This window comes from Myxococcus sp. MISCRS1, assembly GCF_026626605.1.
GTDB lineage: Bacteria > Myxococcota > Myxococcia > Myxococcales > Myxococcaceae > Myxococcus > Myxococcus fulvus.
The window spans coordinates 7,235,100-7,252,680 of the sequence record NZ_JAPNKB010000001.1; the positions used below are offsets into that span (position 1 = coordinate 7,235,100).

Here is a 17,581-nt window from a genome sequence, read left to right on the forward strand (position 1 = left end):
GGCGCTACCAGGAGACGTAGAGGGGTTGGGGCATCCAGGGGTAGGTGAGGATGGAGAGGCTCCAGGGGACCTGGTCGACGAGCACGTCGAGCGTCTTGCGTTGCACCTGGAGCTTCCAGCGGTCCTCGAGTTGTTCGAGGCGTCCTTCGCGTTGGAGGAAGGTCTCTCGCAGGCCCGCGACGGACGTGCCGGAGAGGATGGCCCAGTTCGCGATGAGGGCCTTGAGGAGCCGGTCGCAGAGGGACTGTTCCTGTGGGGTCATCTCGATGCCGCTGGGGATGGGGGTGGGGACGGAGAGGCCGCAGAGAATCTTGTTGAGGACGAGCAGGGGCTCGGGGGCGCTGGTGCGGCCGTCGACGAGGTACTGGAGCAGGTGCACGGCGCGCGTGGCGGGCTCGGGGTCCAGGCGTGTCTTGCCCTGGTCATCCACGTGCGTGAGGCCCAGCTCGCGGAAGAGGTGGGGCAGGAAGGGGCTGGTGAGGATGAGGCCCGCGTTCTCGATGTAGATGGGGTTGCCGTCGTTGGCACCGTGCTCGTCCGCGCCGAGTTGGAAGGAGGTGCGCTGACGCGAGGGTTTCGTGGCGCGCGCGGGCGGGCGGGGTGGTGTGGTCCAGGCGGCGAGGAAGGTGGAGCGTCGCTGGCGGAGCACGGAGGCCAGGCGGGGGAGGGACTCGTGGTGGGCCAGTTCGATGGCGCGCTCCAGGAGTCGCTCGGCGACGCCGCGTGAGTCCCGGTGCGTGGGGTGGGCGCCGCGCAGGCGGGTGGAGAAGTGCTCGAGGAACGCGGCGATGAGCTGCTCGAGTCCGAGGCTTGCTCCGGGGCGTCTGCCGAGCAGCTCCAGGACGAAGCGCCAGAACGCGGAGCGCTCCGTGAGGGAGGGCACGTCGGAGGGCGCCACGTCCTGCCATGCGGCGATGAGGATTTCGACGGTGGACAGGAGCGCGGTGTGGAGGCGGGGCGCGAGCACCGCGGCGATGCGCGCGAGGAGCGGGTCCGGGAGGATGCGCGCCCAGTGTTCCTGGAGGTGGCGGCGGTGCACGTGACGGCGGATGAAGCCGTGGAGCACGTCCGGGGATTCGTCGAGGAGTGACTGGAGCAGGCGGAGCAGGGCGTCGTCGGAGAGTCCCGCGTAGCGGTCCGCGCTCTCGGCGAGCAGGAAGGCGAAGAGGGCTTCGCGTGCTTCAGGACTGTCGTGCGTGCCGGCGCGTGGAGGGAGTGGAGCGGACTCGGAGGGGCTCCGTGGGACATCGAGCGGGTGGGCGACTCGCGCGGTGGATGGCCGATGACCGCTTGCTTGCGATGCGGTGGGGCGATGGAGGGGGGCTGACTCCGCGCGCGAGGAGGTGTCACCGGGTTGAAGAGGTCTGGCCCCCGCCCGTGGGGCTGTGTCGGAGGGCTGTGTGTCTCTTGCGTGGAGGTCGCCACGTTCGTGATGGACGTGCTTCACGGTCGCGGCGATTGCGTCCGTGTGGCCGTGCGCGAAGTGCTCTGTGGGGAGTGATGCGTGTGCCGCGGGAGGTGGTGCATCCGTGTGGTGCACCGTTGGATGTGTCGCAGGCCCGGAATGCGCGGCACCTCCCGTGTCGACGTTGGGAGGTGCTGAGTCGCTCACGCGCGCATCGAGGGCACTGAGGCTGGAGGGGACTTCGCTTTGTGCGTGCCGACTTGCGCCGTCGTTGCTGAAAGGTGCCGAGTCCCGCGCCGGTGGGACCGAGTCGCTGTGAACGTCGAGTGCATCGGTCCGCGCACGTGCGGACGCCTCGCTGCGACGGAGGAGTTCCTGGGTTCGTTCGTGCGAACTGGGGTCGTCGTGGCCGAAAGGTGCCTCGTCGTGAGCATGCGGAACTGAGTCGCTGCGACTGAGGAGTTCCTGGGTTTGTTCGTGCGAGCGGACGCTGTCATCGCCAGGAGCGGGCGCGACTTGGGTGCGAGAAACCGAGTCGGTGCGACTGAGGGATGCCCCGGCCCGTCCGCCCGAGTCTTCGCCCTCGAAGCGGAGGGGCACCCCGCTTGGTGCTTGCGAAGCTGCGTCGGTGTGACTGAGGGGTGTTCCGGCCCGTCCGCCTGGGGCAGCGCCCTCGAAGTGGAGGGGCACCCCGCTTGGTGCTTGCGAAGCTGCGTCGGTGTGACTGGGAAGGGGGCCAGCTCGTCCGCCCGAGTCTGCACCCTCGAAGTGGAGGGGTACCCCGCTTGGTGCTCGCGAAGCCGCGTCGGTGTGACTGGGAAGGGGGCCAGCTCGTCCGCCCGAGTCTGCACCCTCGAAGTGGAGGGGTACCCCGCTTTGCGCTCGCGAAGCCGCGTCGGTGTGGCTGAGAAGGGGGCCGGCTCGTCCGCTCGAGTCCGCACCCTCGAAGCGGAGGGGCACCCCGCTTGGCACGCGCGAAGCTGCGTCGGTGTGGCTAAGGAGGGGGCCGGCTCGTCCGCCCGAGTCTGCACCCTCGACGTGGAGGGGTACCCCGCTTTGCGCTCGCGAAGCTGCGTCGGTGTAGCTGGGGGATGTCCCGGCGAGTCCACGAGAGTCTGAGCTGTCATGACTGAGTGATGCCTCGTCCCGAGCGAGCGAATCGGCGTCGCTGCAGCTGAGATAAGCACGTGAGCCTGATACGTCGTGGCCGGGGGATGCCGCGTCGCTCAAGAGCGAAGGTGCGTCGTTGCGGCTACGAGAACGTCCGGTTCGTTCATACGAGTCGGACTCGTGGCCGAGGGATGCCTCGTCTCCAGCGAGCGAAGGTGTATCGCCAGATGCCCCTGTTCGTTCGTGCGATTCGGATTCGTGGCCGATAGCTGCCGCGTCGCCTGGACGCGAAGGTGCGTCGCTGCGGCTGTCAGAACTCCCTGCTCGTTCATGAGAGTCGGACTCGTGGCCGATAGGTACCTTGCCGTGCTCGCGTGAAGCGGAGTCGCCGTGGTCGAGACCTTCCTCCGCCTGCTCGTTTGCGGCTGGAGCTCCTTGGGCAACGGAGTCTCTGTCCTGTCTGCGCGAGGCCGCATGGCCGAGGCCCAGAGGAACGGTGTCTTCTTCGCGTGATGTGGGGCCGCCTTGGTTGAAGGCTGCTTCGTCTTGTCCATGCGGAGCGTGGTGGACGGAGACACTGCTCTTTCCGAGCGAGGATGCGTCGCCGCGGTCGAAGGATGCCGCGTCTCGCCAGAGAGCGACCGAGTGGCTGTGGGTGCCGGATTCAACAATCTGCACGCGAGGGGCCGAGTCTCCGTGGTCAGTACGGATGCCGTCCGGCGTGCGCGAACTCGTGGCCGCATGAACGGGCGGAGCTCGTTCGCCCGCGCGCCACCGTACGTCGCCATCCTCGTCGCGAGGAGCCTCCCTGAGCGGACCATCAACGTCTCCGGAAGGTGACGTGCCACCTCGCTCACGAAGGTGGTCGAGCGCCGCACCGAAGACCTCCGCATGTTTCTGGAGCACGCCTCCCGATGCGCCCCAGTCCGCGATGACGCGCGACAAGAACCCCTGGGCTTCCAGGGGCATCTCCGCACCGAACAGTCTCCGCAGCAGTCGGCTTACGGTGCTCCGGGAAAGCGGAGCCGTCTCTCCCAGCAACAGCAGTTCATGGAACACCGTCTGCCGCGCACCCTCGATGCCGCCCGGCAGCACCCGCTCCGGAAGCTCGCTCATCGCCCGGAGCAACGCCCGCATCGACCGGGACTCGCGCGGACGCAGCAAGTCCATCGCCCTGCCGAGAACATCCTCCCCACTCCGGTCGACGAGCACCGTCCGCAAGTCCTCCGTGTCCCGCAGCGCCAGGAGGAAGTGCCGACTGTCCTCGGGAAACGACGTCAGCAGCGCGCCGAGCAACTCCTCCACCGTCGGCCCTGCCTTCGTCCCGAAGCGAAGTCGGCTCACCAGCGCGGACTTGAGCGCATGTGCCTCCCACCGCGACAGGTCCGCGTCACGAACTCCCCAGTCCTCCGTGCCTCCCGGAACCCGCGTCGCCGAGAGCTCCTCCAGGACCACCGGCTTCCCATCCAGCAGCGCCGCGAGCAGTCGCGCGAAGAACAGCGGCTTGTCCTCGGCGCGCGCCGCGAACACGGGCAGCGCCGAGCGCAGCGGACTCCCTTCATCTCCGGGGCGCGGCATCAGCCGCACCAGCAGCTTCGACAGCACCTCCTCGGGAATCCGCCGCACCGCCCGGACCAGCCGTGCCAACGAGCCACCCGATTGCTCCCAACCGAGCGCCCGCCGCTGCAGCGAGCGAGGCAGCTCCGGCAGCGTCGCGACGACCCGCTCCGCCGTCAGCTCCGGCATGCGCACGAGCGTGGCCCACGGCAGCTCCCCATGGCGGAGGTAATACCGAAGCGCCTCCGCCAGCTCATACCGCGCCGACGCCGACTCCGTGGTCGCCAGCTCCTCATCGAGCACCGGAGTCTCCACCTCCTCGACCTCGGGGAGCGGCAGCTCGCGCACCAGCTCCCCGATGACGGACGACAGCGACGCCAGCACCGGGTGCCGCTTCCGCACCTGCTCCAACCCGGAGTCCAGCGTCGTCAGCAGCTCCGGATAGTCCAGGCCCTGGCTCTCCGAGACCCCCTCGAGCAGGAGCTTCAACGCGCTCTTGCGGTTGAACTGCGAGCCCGCGTCCTTCACCAGGTACGTCAGCGTCAGCGACCAGAGCAGCCGTGACAGCGCCCGGTCACTCAGCGGCAACACCGGCTCGATGCGATGGAGCGCCTGGAGGCTGACGATGTAGTCGATGAGCAGCGCCGCGTGCTTCGGCTCCAGGAGCATCACGAGCTGCTCCAACTGCCGCTGGTCGAGCTGCAACACCAACCGGTCCAACACCCGCCCGAGCGTGGCGTGCTTGCCCACCAGCCGCACCAGCGAGGCCGGAGAGCTCCGGGCAAGCTCGGCGAAGAGCGCGCCGAACGAGAACGCCACGCCATGCGGTGCCCAGAAGGGCAGGGTGCCATGCAGCAGGTAATGCTCCAGCAACTCCAGCCGAAGCTCCTCCTCGGTCCGAGGCCGGTCCTCCGCCTGTGTCGACGAGCGCCGCTCCCGCACCGCCTGCTCCACGGCCTCCTGGAGTCGCAGGGAGAGCCGCTCCTCCACCACCCGCTCGAAGTCGTCGAACGGCACCGTCCCCAAATCCACATCGAGTCGGTCGAGGCGCAGGTGCAGCCCGGGGACATCCACCGCGTCGAACACCTTCTCGATGATGGCGAGCAGCCGACGCCGGTTGAAGTCACTCAGCCGGGGCTGGAGCGCCAGCGCCTGCTCCTCCGACGCCAAGGTCACCCGCAGCGTCTGCTTGCGGAGATGATGCCGCGAGCCCGTCATGCGGTGTCCGCCCCGGACTCACGGGCCGCCGCTTCCAGGAAGTCCCTCAGCCGCGCCGAGGCCAGCGAGAGCCCGGGCTCATCTGCCTGCCGGAGCGCATTCCTCCAGGCCCAGTAGAGCCGCTCGAAGGCCGCCATGCGCGAGGACCCGAGGAACAGACACTCCGCGACCACCAGCGCGGGCGCGTTGCTCCGGATGACCTCGCGCGCGAACGACTGGAACTCCGGCTCACGCCACTCGCCCGTCGCCGTGGAGATGACCGCCGTCACCGTGAAGCTGTAGGGGAAGGCGTCCTCGCCCTCGCGCCGGGCGGACCGCAGCAGCAGGTGCTCCACGATGTAGAGCTGCGAGCGTTGCCGGTTGAGCTGGCGCGCCTGCTCCACGAGCGCATGCGCCCGCGCCACCGCGCTCTCCACAGTCGGAAACTTCCCCGCCAGGTGCCAGCCCGCCTCGGAAGGCGCCTTGCACACCAGGGACAACGAGGACTCCCCCGGCAGCGTCCCCACGCGGAAGTGCTCCACCGCGCCCGCCGCGCTCAGGAACTCGCCCCCCAGCATCTGGGAGCGCAGGGGCGGCGCGGGAGGACTCTCCGGCGCGGGCAGCGAGGCGACGGGCGTGAAGCGCTCCTCGAGCATGTCCTCATATCGAGCCAGCGCGCGGCTCTCCGGCGCCGTGCTCGCCGAGTCCGAGAGATTCAACCCATGCTCATCCAGCCCATCGATGAGCGTGCGCGAGTCCGCGACGGGCATCCCCAGCTGGATGCGGCTCTTGATGGCCATGCCCGCGACGTTCCGCGGCCCGGGGCGCTCCAGCGCGTCGATACCGCGTCCACGCGAATGCGTGCTCTCGACCAGGTGCTCGAACAGCGCGAGCTTCGCGCGCAGCACCCGCTCGGCCTGGAGCGCGTCCGGAGTGCCGTCCCACGACGTGCCCGCGACGGAGTCCTCGTCCAGTTGCTCCCCGCAGAGCGCCAGCAGCACATCGAGGAACCGGTTGCGGCGCGCGGTGACGGGGTCCTGGCTTGCGACCAGCTCCTCCAGTCCGAGCGCATAGCCCGGCGAGTCCCCTCCCTCCGAAGGCTCCGCGAGCAACGGCTCCACATCCGGAACCGCGTCGGTGAGCAGCTGGAAGAAGTACGTCCGCTGCAGGTCCGGGTCGCCGGAGAACAGGTCCCGCACGTGCGCGAGCTGCGCGAAGAAGTCCGTGAGGAGCTGCTCGAACACGAGCAGGTAGCCCTTGAGCTGGCGCGCCTGGGCCTGACGCAGCGGCGGTGCGCCCTCGGGGAGGCCCGCGGACCCGATGCCGTAGACCATGGGGTACTGCGTCTGGATGGAGGTGTACGCGCGGAAGTCCTGGCGCTGACCTCGGGGCATGCCGAGGTACTCCTCGTATTGGCTCCCCAGCGGATAGGTGCGGCGCTGCTCGGCCCACAGGCGCTCCAGCTCACGGCGCACGCGCGCGGGATGGGGCTTCACCTCCACGCCGTTGCGCAAGAGCCGAATCGAAAACCCGCCCCGCTTCGCGTCCGTGCGCGTGTCGAGCCGCAGCACCTGCTCCGGCGCCACCGGCAGCGCGCCGTCAGGTCCGGTGGCGACCTGGCCACCCGCGCGCAGGCTCACCCCTCGGACACTGGAGACGCCGGGCGTCTGCGCCATGACGCGGATGAGGTCCTGGAGCGCGATGGACGCCGCCTTGGGCTGCAGCTGCGCGTCCGCGATGAAGCCGTTGCGCAGCAGCGGCCCCTCCAGGATTTCATCCGGGGTCCGGCCCGCGTCGAGCAGGGACTTGAGTGACTCGCGACGCGGCTCGGGCGCGAGGAGGTTGCCGACGCGGAAGAACAGCGCGGCGAGGATGTCCTCGGGCGTCCGACGCTCGTCGATGCTGGCCTCGGCGGTGACGACGGCGTCGAGCGGCTCCAGGAGCGAGACGTCGCGGAGGTCCTCGCACAGGGCGCGGTGCCGGCTGTAGACGCGGCGGACGGCGTCGAGGATGGCGTCGGGGGAGCGCTCGTCGGTGGCGCAGTCGTCGCGCCCCGGCGCGAGAATCCTCACGTCGTAGAGCCCCTGGACCTCTCCGGTGGTGACGGGGGTGAGCCAGACATTGGCGACCTGGGGCACGCGGTCGATGAGCAGCTTGCGGTAGTCGCGCTCCGTCACCGGGTCGCACGGGAGGATGTCGAGCGCGGGGAAGAGCCCCTGTCGCGCGGGCTCGATGACGCCCGTGACGGGGTCCACCAGCAGGTCGGCGAGCGGGAACGTCGCGCGGTAGGACAGCTCCGTGAGCGCATAGCAGAGCTGCTGCAGCGTGGTGACGCCGGAGTCACTCGCGTTGTAGTCCGTCCATATCTTCCCCGAGAGCTCCTGGAGGAGCGCGGTGCCCGCCTTCTCGAGCGCGGCGTAGTCCAGGCCCACGTTCGTGGGCGGCGTGGCGGTGACGGTGACGGGCTCTGCCATGGTGTGCTCCGAAAGGGCTCAGTAGCCATCCGCGGCCAGCAGGGCGGCGGGCGCGTCCGCGGCGCTCAGCGCGTGCCGGGTCTCCGAGGTGAGGAAGTACCAGTCGGACTCCAGCGTCTCGGGACGCGGCGAGTGCTCCAGCTCCAGCGAGAGCAGCTCCTCGACATAGGGGCGCGTCTGGATGAAGTCGGAGACGTCCGCGCTCGAGCCGTACTCGCCCTGCCGTGTCGCGCGGGACGCATCGAAGTACCAGGGGGACAGGTACTCCACGAGCTCGCGGTCGAGCCGCTCCAGGCTCGCGCCCGTCTCCTCTCCGGCGCGGAAGCGCACCGCCGCGTCCACCTTCACGCGGACGTAGAGGGGATTGACGGCGCGGACCTGCGCGAAGCCGCTGGCGCGCTCCGCGAGGAATTGCTCGACCTGCTCGAGCAGCTCGGACGTGGCCTGGGGCACCGTCGGGTCCGCCGACGCCGACGCGTCGCGCCCAGGCACCACCACCACGAGCACCGCGCCCGGCACGCCGGACTGACGGGGCGCGTGCGCGGGCAGGGCCTTCACCTTCCAGAGGGACGGGAAGCGCTCCAGGGCCAGCCGCTCGTAGTCCCACGCCAGCACCGCGCGCTCCTTGTGGCGCAGGCGCTCCGAGGCGCGGACCTCGAACGTGTGCGCCGTCTCCGGCGGACGTCCTCCGAACGACGCCATCGGCTGGGAGATGCCGCCGATGTCGGGCAGCGCCTGCACGGACTGGGTGATGCTCCCGGCGGGCACGGGCGTGTCCACATCGACGCCGGGCGCGCTGCGCGTCGCCGTCACCGCGTGCGGCGTGAGCGCGAGCGTCCGGGGGAAGTCGTCCGCCTCCTGTGGGACGGAGGCGCGCAGCCACTGGTAGTCGCCCTCGTCGGCGACCTTCGGCATCAGCGTGCTGCCTCGCGAGGTGAAGGTGGGCAGGCCCAGGGTGAGGATGCCCGTGCCCTGCAGTCCCCGCGTCGAGTCCGAGAGGACCTGGTCCGGAGGCAGCTGGTTCCATCGTGTCGCCGTGAGCCACTCCCACTGCACGGTGGGGACCTCGCCCGTCCCGGTGAAGGTGCCGCTCAGCTGGAACAGCATCGTGAGGCCCTGGGCTTCGTCCAGGCCGGTGAAGCCGAGGTACAGGTTCGCGGGGGCCTTGAAGTGGGGGAGCAGCGCGACGGGCCGCTGGGCGTCGACGGTCACCTGCTTGAAGCCCTCGAAGGGCAGCAGGTGGAAGAAGCGCGCCTCGTCGAGCAGGCAGTGCGCGGAGTAGTGCACGGCCAGCGTCCGCACCTGGGGCAGCCAGGGGGGATTCGGGTACTTGATGTCCTTGAGGAGCCGCGACTCCTTCGTGGAGGGTTGCGAGCCGTCGGGCAGCTCCGCCAGCACCGCGTTCAGCACGTTGACGGTGTAGAGCGAGTCACCGAAGGCATACGACGGGGTGGCCAGCCGCAGCTCGAGCGCGCTCGTCGCCGGGTCGTAGTAGTCGGGTGGCGTGCCGGGGGCCACGTCGAACTGCTTCAACACGGTGTCCTGGCACAGCGTGCCGCGCGGCTCGGGCGGGGGCGTGTCGCAGTCCGGCTTCGTGCGGAAGAGGCAGCAGCGCACGCCCTCCCGGGGGGCGTCCTCGCTCGGGGGAGAGCCGGGGCACCGCGGCGCGTCGGGCAGCACGAGGGGCTGGAGCGTCCAGGCGCCGGGGCGGAGCACGCGCAGGTCCGCGCTGAAGCTCGTGTTGTCGAAGAGGTCCTCCGTCGGCAGCCCGTCCGGCCCCACGCGATAGTCGCGGTAGTAGCCCGCGAAGCCCTCCGTGTCCGAGGGGAGGTTGAACCAGTCGAGCGCGAGCGAGAGCGTGTCGAGGCGTTTGACGAACAGCTCGGTGTGACGCAGGCGCGCGTACGAGCCCACCACGGGCGACGCGCCGAAGAGGGCCCACGGGGTGCTCGGGTCCACCTCGCCCTGGGTGTTCTCGATGCTCACGCCCGTCAGCTCGCGCACGTGGACCTGCAGCTCCAGGTTCTGGAAGGCCACCGCGTCGAGCAGCGACACGGGATGGACCTCGACGCCGTTTCGCAGGGCGACGGGCTCGGGGTTCAGCAAGGCGCGCAGCATGGGCAGGTCCGGCGCGGGCGCGGCGCCGTTGGGCACCACGGCGGGCGCGGACGGGGGCAGCTCGAACCAGAGCCCGAAGAACGTGACCACGGGCACCACGCCCACGGGCCCGAGATTCGCAGGGAGGATGGGCTCGTAGCGCTCCACCGTCAGCCAGCCCTCCTCGATGGAGACCTGGAGGGTGAACGACTCGCGCAGCACCTGCAGGAACACGGTGCTCGCATCGAGGCCGGTGGCCTCGGCGAGCACCTCCAGTCGGGAGCTCAGGAGGCGAGCGGACTCGGGCGAGAGGGGCACGTTCAACGTCACCACGCGGCTGCCGCCCGTCAGGCTCAGGTAGCCGGAGGCGAGCGCGAAGCCGAGCGTCGCGGGGCCGGTGACGGTGGTGGCGGTGACGCCCTCCCGCACGGCGCCGAACGTCGCCCAGCCTGGAAGAGGCTCCACCGCCGGGTCCGGCGTTGCATCCGGCTCGAGCGGCATCTCCGAGACGAGCACCTGCTTGACGACGGTGAGTGGCGTCGCGCCCTCGACGGGCGCCGCGACTTCCGGAACCAGCGGTCCGCTCAGCACCCGCAGCGCGAGGCGTCGGGCCACGGTGGCGCGCGAGACGCCCACCGCGGTGTCCGAGGCGAAGAGGATGTCCTGGCCATCCGGACGCTTCCCCGCGGGGAACAGGGTGCCTCGGGGAACGACCTCACTTCGCACCGCCTCGTCATCGGCGAGCGTGAAGGTGAGGTACGTGCTGTCCGGCAGCGCGCCGCGAGGTCGCAGGCGCAGCACGTCGCGGTAATAGAACGACGCATACCGCCCCGACACCGAGTTGACGGTGTCCTGCGCGGTGCGGAAGAGCCGCACGAACGCCATGTAGAGCGCCAGGTGCGGAGGATGGTCTCCATTCGCCAGCACCGAGGGCAGCACCTGCCGCGCGAGCCCCTGGAGCTGCGAGAGCGAATCCAGGAAGGCCCCCAGCAGCGGCTCCAGCTTCGCCATCGCCGAGCGCGCCCGCGCCTCCTTCGTCGCGCCGCGATACGCCGAGCCATCCGCCGGCAGGTCCTCCAGCCCCCAGAGCGGCGACATCCCAGCGACGTCCAAGCGGATGAGCCGCCCCAAGGCCTGCGGCCCGGCCGCGCCCTTCGCCAGGCTCACCAGCGAGCGCAGCGCCCCAGACAGCGGCCCCTCGACGGCCTTCACCAGGTCCTGCCCCAGGAGCCGCGCCGCCTCGCCCTGCGCGCCCAGCCCCGCGCCGCGCAGCCAGAGGTCGAACCGACGCGCGAGCCCGAGGATGAGCTCGAAGCCCTCCGAGAGCGTCTGGAAGGCGCGCTCCGGCGTCCGCGACAGGTCCACCTCCCGCGTCGTGCGCAGGAACCGCTCCTCCACCGAGTCCGTGTCCAGCGCGTCGATGGACGCGAGCACCATCACCGGGTCCGCGAGGAAGAACTCCGACCAGTTCCCGTCGCGCTGGTTCTTCAAGTCATAGAAGTAGACGAGCGCCCCGAAGCGCGGCGCGAAGTCGAGCAGCTCCGAGCGCGTGCGTCCGTCCACCGGCGCATACCCGTCCTCCAGCGCGCGCAGCCACCGCGTGAGCTGACTGGGCGCGTCGTTGAGGGCGACCTTGTTGTCGAGCGGAGCCATGGTCTAGGGCCCCGTGACCGGGATGCTCCCCTCCTGCAGATAGAAGGGATAGACGAGGTTGCTGCGCGAGTTCGTCTGCGTGACGACATAGGACACGGTGATGGAGAGCAGCCCGTCCACCGAGGCGTCCTTCTGCACCGTCACCGCGTCCACGACGATGCGCGGCTCCCAGTAGAGGATGGCCTGCTGGACGTAGTCCTGTATCTGCCGCGTCAGCGTGGTGTTCACGCCGCGGAACACCATCTGCCGCAGCTCACAGCCGTAGTTGGGCAGCATGGTGCGCTCGCCCAGCGACGTGGACAGGAGCACCCAGAGGCTCTCGCGGATGTCCAGCTCGCCGCTGGCCATCATCACGCCGCCGGTGCTCCGGGAGAACGTGGGCGGGAAGCTCCAGCCGGTGCCGAGGAACGAAGGGGCCTTGGTCTCCATGGCGCCTCACCCTCCAATCATCACCGTGGGCAGGCCCACGAGCACGGTGCCGCCATGGGCCGTCTTGTCCCCCAGCCGCGCCGCGGGCAGCCCCATCACCTTCACCGTCATGGAGCCCTTCACGATGGCGTCCGGAGGCCCCACGCAGATGGCGATGTCGCCCACCTTCGCCGCGGGCAGCCCGCCGATGAGCACGGTGACGGCGCCAGGGCCCGCGATGGGGCCCCCGACGTGCGGCACCTGCACGGGCCCCACGGGCGTCGTCATGGGGCACTGATGGAAGTCGGTGAGTCGGGCTGCGGGAGGCATGAGGCACTCCTTTCAGGCACGGCACTCAGTTGATTTTGACCAGCGTGCCGCGCACCGTGAGGACGCCGCTGGACGTCACCTCGGCCTGCGCGTTGCCGCTGGCCGCGAACTTCATCGAGGCCTTGTTCGTCACCTGCGCGCCGCTCACGGAGACATTTCCCGTGGCCTCGAGCGTCAGGTTCCCACCCGCCTTCACCGCCACGTTGCGCTTCGCCGAAATCTTCACGTCGGACGCGCTGTCCAGCGCGATGCCCCCCTTGGACAGCGACACGGTGTTGCCGTTGCTGTCCTGGAGCGAGAGGGCCCCGGACGTGTCGTCCAGCTTCACCGTGTGGCCGCCGGGCGTCTTGATGAGGATGACCTTCTTCTCGTCGTCGAACGACAGCTCCAGCTTGGAGCGCGTCACCACGGCCTTCTTCGTGTTCTGCTCGTCCGGCGCCGTCGCGGGCGCGCGCTGCTTGCTGTACACGGAGCCCAGGATGATGGGGTCTCTCGGGTCCTCGTTCATGAAGCCCACCACCACCTCGTCGCCGACCTCCGGATAGAACAGCGCGCCCACGCCCTTGGACGCGTAGAACATCCCCAGCCGCGCCCACACGCCCTGGCTCGGGTCCTGGAAGAGCGGCAGCCCCACCAGCACGCGCAGCTCCCCGCCGGGGTCCTTGGCCACCTGCTTCACCACGCCCGTCTGCAGCCCCTTGACCGGAGGAAGCTGCCCGGACGCCCCGGGCGCCGCGATGTCCGGGGCCTCCGACGTGAACCAGCGCGAGGACAGCCCGAAGTCCACCGTCGTCAGCCACCGCCCGTCCTCGATGTGGTGCTGCACGCCGCTGATGAAGGCCGTGCCGTTGAAGCGGGGCCCCAGCCCGCCCAGCTCCAGCGTCTTGCCCACCTTGGCGAGCGCGCTGCCCTGGAAGCGCGCCGTGCCGCGAATCTTCGACAGCTTCGACAGGAGCAGCTCCGCCGAGGCCCAGTCCTGGAGGTCCGTGGACGTCAGCTCCGCGCCCGTCTGCACCACCACCTTCTTCGCGCCGAAGACCTTGGCCAGCTCCGCCGAGGAGACGTTGCCCTGCTCCTTCACCGACACCGCGCGAGGCCCCGACTCGATGAGCTTCTGCGCGCCCGCGTCCCAGGTGTAGCCCTTGATGGAGGACGCATCGAACTGCGTCGTCGCGTCCAGCTCCGCCTGCAGGTCCAGCAGCGTGGTGCCGTACGCCACCGCGAGCACCGGCGCCTGGCGCGTGTCCGGCTCCGCCACCGTCACCTTCCCGCCATCCGCCATGACGACCAGGCCGTTGAGCTGCGCCCGCGTCACCATCAGGTCCCAGTCCGTGGCGTAGTACTGGACGATTTCGTCGTGCACGCCGGTGGTGGCCTCCACGCTCCCGGACAGCCCGTTGCGCGACAGCAGCGTCTGGATGAGCGCGCTGTCCTTCACCTTCTCGAAGAAGCCGCTCTTGCGCTCCAGCGTCATCTTCAGCGCCTCGTCGCTCAGCTCCACCACCAGCTTCGAGCCCGACGCCGCGTCGATGTCCAGCCCCTGCCGGCACACCACGCCCTCGAAGATGCGCGTGTTGTCCCCGTCGTAGCCGGCGGAGATGCTGACGCGCGCGCCGGGCAGGAAGGTGGACGTCGCGCTGATGGGGAAGGTGCCCGTGGACGCATCCCCGTCGAACAGCACCAGCTTCGCGCGCGGCAGCTTGTTGACCCCCAGCCACGTGTCCACCGAGACGACGCGGAACGTGGAGGGGATGAGCGCCCCGTTCGCCTGGATGGCGAACGTCGTCAGGGCGCCCGCCCTTCGCCGGCGTGGGCGTGCTCATGTCTGGCCTTCCTTCAGCGGCGGGAAGATGAGCTGCGAGCCCACCGTGAGCCGCCGGAAGTCGACCAGGCCGTTGACCCGGGCCACCTCCAGGTAGAGCGTGCTGGTGCCGTAGATGCGGAAGCACATCAACGGCAGCGTGTCCCCCGCCTTCACCGTGCGCACGTGGGTCAGGTCCGGAGAGCTCATCCGGGCCTGGAGCGCCAGCTCCACCTCGTCGTTGTAGCCGAGGAACGTCCCCTTGGCCCGGGCGCGCAGCGGCGTGCCGTCCGGCTTGAACAGCGTGTACGTCATGCTCAGCTTCGACAGCCGGCACTTGAACAGGAACGTGCCCCACGACAGCTTCAGGTAGTTGGGGCTGTGGATGTTCCCGTTGTAGGTGAAGGCCAGGTTCTTGAACTTCGACACCTGCTCGGAGATGCCGTCGTCGGTGAAGGGCATCAGCCCCGGCAGCGGGCTGGGCACCACGCCCGTGCCGTCGAACACCAGCTCCAGCTCCACCGTGTCGGAGGGAATCCGGTTGAACTCCGGCGAGCCCCCGCTGCTGCCCTGCGGCTGCACGTCGTTGTACTTGACGCAGTACGTGTGCGAGTACGACGCCGGGTTGATGTACACGGTGTAGCGGCCCACCTCCGACGTGAAGTCGGACTTCTGGTAGGCGAAGACCATCATCTTCTCGAGGCTGCCGGAGAACCCCATGGTCAACGCTCCCGCTGGGCCTTGAGCACCTGGAGCACGCGCCGCACGCACTCCTCCATCATCCGCTCCTTCTCCGCCTTCTCCTCCGCGTGGTTGCAGTCCGCCACCGGCGTGCTGGACACCTCCAGGCCGTCCTCGCCCGAGCCGCCCTTCACGCTGACCTGGATGCCCACCTCGTTGACCTCGAGCGGCATGCGCGCCTCACATCAACCGAGAGGTGAGCTGGGCCAGCTTGATGGCCACGGAGGCCGGGCTGCCCAGGTTCACCCGCTCGAAGTAGTTGTAGGACAGCTCCAAGGACTCGGTGAGGATGCGGTTCTCCTGCGAGCTCATGGGGGAGACCTGCCAGCGCAGCGGCCACGCGTTGACGAAGCCCCACGCCACCAGCGGCAGGCCTTCCTCGTTGAGCAGCAGCACCAGGATGTTCTGCGGGAGCAGGGGCAGGGACAGCCCCGAGCCCACGCTCTGTCCGAACCACTCCGCCAGGAACGAGTCCCGCGTCACCACGCCCCGCTTGAGCACCAGGTTGGAGTACCGGGCCGCCTTGGGCAGCTTGTGGATGAAGCGGTTCTCGCCGCCCTCGGTGACGTCCTCGGTGTCCCAGCGCGCCTCGATGCCGGAGATCTCCTGGAACGACGCGTCCAAATCGCTCGCCGCCGCGAGCAGCGTCGCGGAGCCGAGCACGGAGACGCTGAAGTAGAACGCGCCTGGCGGATAGTAGGGTTCGGACATGGCGATGAGAGGGGATTAAGGCGCGGCGACGACCAGCGTCTCGAAGGCGAGCTCGAGCGTCTCCACGGCCACCTCGTTGCCCTCGGACTTGAGGTCCGTGCCGGAGAGCTTCGTGGGCCACGCGTTGTTCAGCGTCCACGTCATCTTCGGCGCGCCCTGCTCATCCAGCAGACTGATGATGACCGTCCGCCGGGCAATCGTGTTCATCTTGATTTCGTTGTACCAGTCCCAGAAGCGGGCATCGTTCACGAAGATGCCCTTGCGCATCCTCACGTTCCCCACCTTGGCCAGGCCGGGCATCTTGATGGGATAGAAGCTGGGGTTGTTGCCGTGCCGGTACTCGATGACCTGCGTCTCCGTCTCCAGGCCATCCACTTCCTGGAAGCTCACGGAGGTGTCGTCCCCGAGCTGCACGGAGAAATAGAATTTCGGCAACGGCCAGATGTCGTTCTGAACTTCTCCTGCCATGGCGGCTCCTCGTTCGGCTTGAATCGGGTGGAATCAGTCGTGGAACGGCACGAAGGCGCTACGCGCTGGCGCCTTCCATCTTCTGCTTGAAGGTCAGCTCGATGAACTCCGCCGGGCGGATCATCTGCAGGGTGACCTGCACGACCATGTAGCCCTCGAGCACGTCCTGGGCCGTCATGGTGCTGCCCAGACCGCACTCCACGCTGAAGGCATCCGACGCGGTGGCGCCGAGCAGGCCGCCCTGCGACCACAGCCCCTGCAGGAAGCTGGACACCATGGACGTCACCGACGCCCAGGTGCTGCCGTCGTTGGCGGAGAAGACGAAGCGGTCCAGCGAGCTCTTGATGGACTGCTCCACGTAGACGAGCGTGCGGCGCACCTGGATGTAGCGCCAGTCGTTGCTGTTGCCGTCCAGCGTGCGCGCGCCCCACACCACGGAGCCGCGGCCCACGAACTCGCGCACGGCGTTGATGGCCTTGCCGTCCACCGGGACGTTGAGGTCCGCCTGCTGGTCGTTGTTGAGCTTGAAGGTGGTGCTGGTGACGGACGTCAGGCTGACGTTGGCCGGCGCGTTCCACACGCCCCGGTTGGTGTCGTTCCACGTGTAGATGCCCGCCATGGCGCCGCTGGACGGCAGCACGTCGTCCTTGCCGGTGATGACGCGCAGCATGTCCGTGAGCAGGGGCAGCGCGGCGGTGAGGTTCTGGTTGAGCGCCAGCACCTCCTCCTCGAGCGTGACGGTGCCAATCTTGTCGATGTCCGCGTCCACCGCCGTCTTGCGCGTGGGGTTGGTGGCGTAGAGGTTGGCGCTCTCCAGCTTGAGGATGTCCTTGAGCGTCGCCTCCAGGGTGATGTTCCGGTAGTCGAAGTCGCTCACCTCCTGCACGGAGGTGTGCAGGAAGGGGAAGTACGCCATGCCGTAGTTGAGGAACTTGTCCCCGAGGATGCCGCGGTAGTCGGTGATGACCTGCGTGAGGGTGTCCTTGGTGACGGTGGCGGAGCCCCACACGTCCAGGAGCGCCACGCGGTCCTTGAGCTGCCCGCACTGGTCGAGCATCTTCGAGGAGACCTTCTGGTAGTCGGCCAGCGTGGTGAGGTTCACCGCGTCCGGGACGACGAGCATCGTCGGGCCCACCTGCTCGGCGATGACGTCCAGGCCGCCCTTGAGCGCGTCGGCGCCCAGCGTGGCCGTGTAGTCGCCCACGGAGACGATGTACGCGGTGCCGCCGCCGTTCGCGTAGAACAGCCGCAGGCTGTTGAAGAGGTTGAACTGGGTGCCGGTGGAGTTGACCAGGTTGTAGTACTTCCAGGTGGGCGTGGCCGCGTCGTACACCTTGAAGTCGTAGTCACCGGCCTTCTGCTTGGCGGTGTCGGTGACCTCCTCCAGCCGGAAGAGCGGGTCCGGCGCGCCGCCGAACACCTGCTGGTAGTCCGCCAGCGAGTTGATGAGGATGGGCTTGTTGAGCACGGGCTTGCCGCTCAGCTGGGCCGTCTGGGTGTAGCCGATGAAGGCGGGCACCGCCGTCTGGATGCCGACGACGGAGGGTGGGAAGGCGTCCAGCTCGGTGACATAGACGCCGGGAGTCTTGCGTGCGGGTCGGGTGGCCATCGGGTCCTCGTTTCGTGGGT

Annotated in this window: 11 protein-coding genes; all 11 read right to left on the reverse strand. The window is 69.2% G+C overall.

Annotated features, from left to right (window positions below; all coding sequences use genetic code 11):
• Positions 1-4 precede the first annotated feature (4 nt).
• Complete coding sequence (locus tag OWM54_RS28800; RefSeq protein ID WP_267699585.1) at positions 5-5,290, reverse strand: contractile injection system tape measure protein; 5,286 nt, start codon at positions 5,288-5,290, stop codon at positions 5-7.
• The gene (locus OWM54_RS28805; RefSeq protein WP_267699586.1) at positions 5,287-7,743 is read right to left on the reverse strand and encodes a hypothetical protein; all 2,457 of its coding nucleotides are present in this window, start codon (positions 7,741-7,743) and stop codon (positions 5,287-5,289) included. Before OWM54_RS28805 ends, OWM54_RS28800 begins: the two co-directional genes overlap by 4 nt.
• Before the next feature lie 18 nt (positions 7,744-7,761).
• Positions 7,762-11,493 (reverse strand): baseplate J/gp47 family protein, encoded by a 3,732-nt coding sequence (locus tag OWM54_RS28810; protein WP_267699587.1) that lies wholly within the window; start codon positions 11,491-11,493, stop codon positions 7,762-7,764.
• A 3-nt stretch (positions 11,494-11,496) separates the two neighbouring features.
• Complete coding sequence (locus tag OWM54_RS28815; RefSeq protein ID WP_223748298.1) at positions 11,497-11,922, reverse strand: GPW/gp25 family protein; 426 nt, start codon at positions 11,920-11,922, stop codon at positions 11,497-11,499.
• A gap of 6 nt (positions 11,923-11,928) precedes the next feature.
• A complete protein-coding gene (locus tag OWM54_RS28820) occupies positions 11,929-12,231 on the reverse strand; it encodes a PAAR domain-containing protein (protein WP_046716010.1) in 303 nt (100 codons plus the stop codon).
• A gap of 25 nt (positions 12,232-12,256) precedes the next feature.
• Entirely contained in the window at positions 12,257-13,957 is a 1,701-nt protein-coding gene (vgrG, locus tag OWM54_RS28825; protein ID WP_267699588.1) for a type VI secretion system tip protein VgrG, read from the reverse strand.
• A gap of 93 nt (positions 13,958-14,050) precedes the next feature.
• A complete protein-coding gene (locus OWM54_RS28830) occupies positions 14,051-14,752 on the reverse strand; it encodes a CIS tube protein (RefSeq protein ID WP_267699589.1) in 702 nt (233 codons plus the stop codon).
• Positions 14,753-14,754: 2 nt separating this feature from the next.
• The gene (locus tag OWM54_RS28835; protein WP_223748300.1) at positions 14,755-14,946 is read right to left on the reverse strand and encodes a DUF5908 family protein; all 192 of its coding nucleotides are present in this window, start codon (positions 14,944-14,946) and stop codon (positions 14,755-14,757) included.
• A gap of 7 nt (positions 14,947-14,953) precedes the next feature.
• Positions 14,954-15,484: a phage tail protein gene (locus OWM54_RS28840; RefSeq protein ID WP_046716006.1), complete on the reverse strand. Its 531-nt coding sequence runs from the start codon at positions 15,482-15,484 to the stop codon at positions 14,954-14,956.
• A gap of 15 nt (positions 15,485-15,499) precedes the next feature.
• Positions 15,500-15,952 (reverse strand): phage tail protein, encoded by a 453-nt coding sequence (locus tag OWM54_RS28845; protein ID WP_046716005.1) that lies wholly within the window; start codon positions 15,950-15,952, stop codon positions 15,500-15,502.
• 58 nt (positions 15,953-16,010) lie between these two features.
• Positions 16,011-17,561 (reverse strand): phage tail sheath family protein, encoded by a 1,551-nt coding sequence (locus tag OWM54_RS28850; RefSeq protein ID WP_223748301.1) that lies wholly within the window; start codon positions 17,559-17,561, stop codon positions 16,011-16,013.
• Positions 17,562-17,581: the final 20 nt, after the last annotated feature.

Excerpts from the sequence above, each read along its gene's own strand:
- OWM54_RS28820 (WP_046716010.1), bottom strand. The coding sequence starts at position 12,231 with ATGCCTCCCGCAGCCCGACTCACCGACTTCCATCAGTGCCCCATGACG.
- OWM54_RS28840 (WP_046716006.1), bottom strand. The coding sequence starts at position 15,484 with ATGTCCGAACCCTACTATCCGCCAGGCGCGTTCTACTTCAGCGTCTCC.
- OWM54_RS28830 (WP_267699589.1), bottom strand. The coding sequence starts at position 14,752 with ATGGGGTTCTCCGGCAGCCTCGAGAAGATGATGGTCTTCGCCTACCAG.
- OWM54_RS28835 (WP_223748300.1), bottom strand. The coding sequence starts at position 14,946 with ATGCCGCTCGAGGTCAACGAGGTGGGCATCCAGGTCAGCGTGAAGGGC.
- OWM54_RS28810 (WP_267699587.1), bottom strand. The coding sequence starts at position 11,493 with ATGGCTCCGCTCGACAACAAGGTCGCCCTCAACGACGCGCCCAGTCAG.
- OWM54_RS28850 (WP_223748301.1), bottom strand. The coding sequence starts at position 17,561 with ATGGCCACCCGACCCGCACGCAAGACTCCCGGCGTCTATGTCACCGAG.
- OWM54_RS28845 (WP_046716005.1), bottom strand. The coding sequence starts at position 15,952 with ATGGCAGGAGAAGTTCAGAACGACATCTGGCCGTTGCCGAAATTCTAT.
- OWM54_RS28815 (WP_223748298.1), bottom strand. The coding sequence starts at position 11,922 with ATGGAGACCAAGGCCCCTTCGTTCCTCGGCACCGGCTGGAGCTTCCCG.
- OWM54_RS28805 (WP_267699586.1), bottom strand. The coding sequence starts at position 7,743 with ATGGCAGAGCCCGTCACCGTCACCGCCACGCCGCCCACGAACGTGGGC.
- OWM54_RS28800 (WP_267699585.1), bottom strand. The coding sequence starts at position 5,290 with ATGACGGGCTCGCGGCATCATCTCCGCAAGCAGACGCTGCGGGTGACC.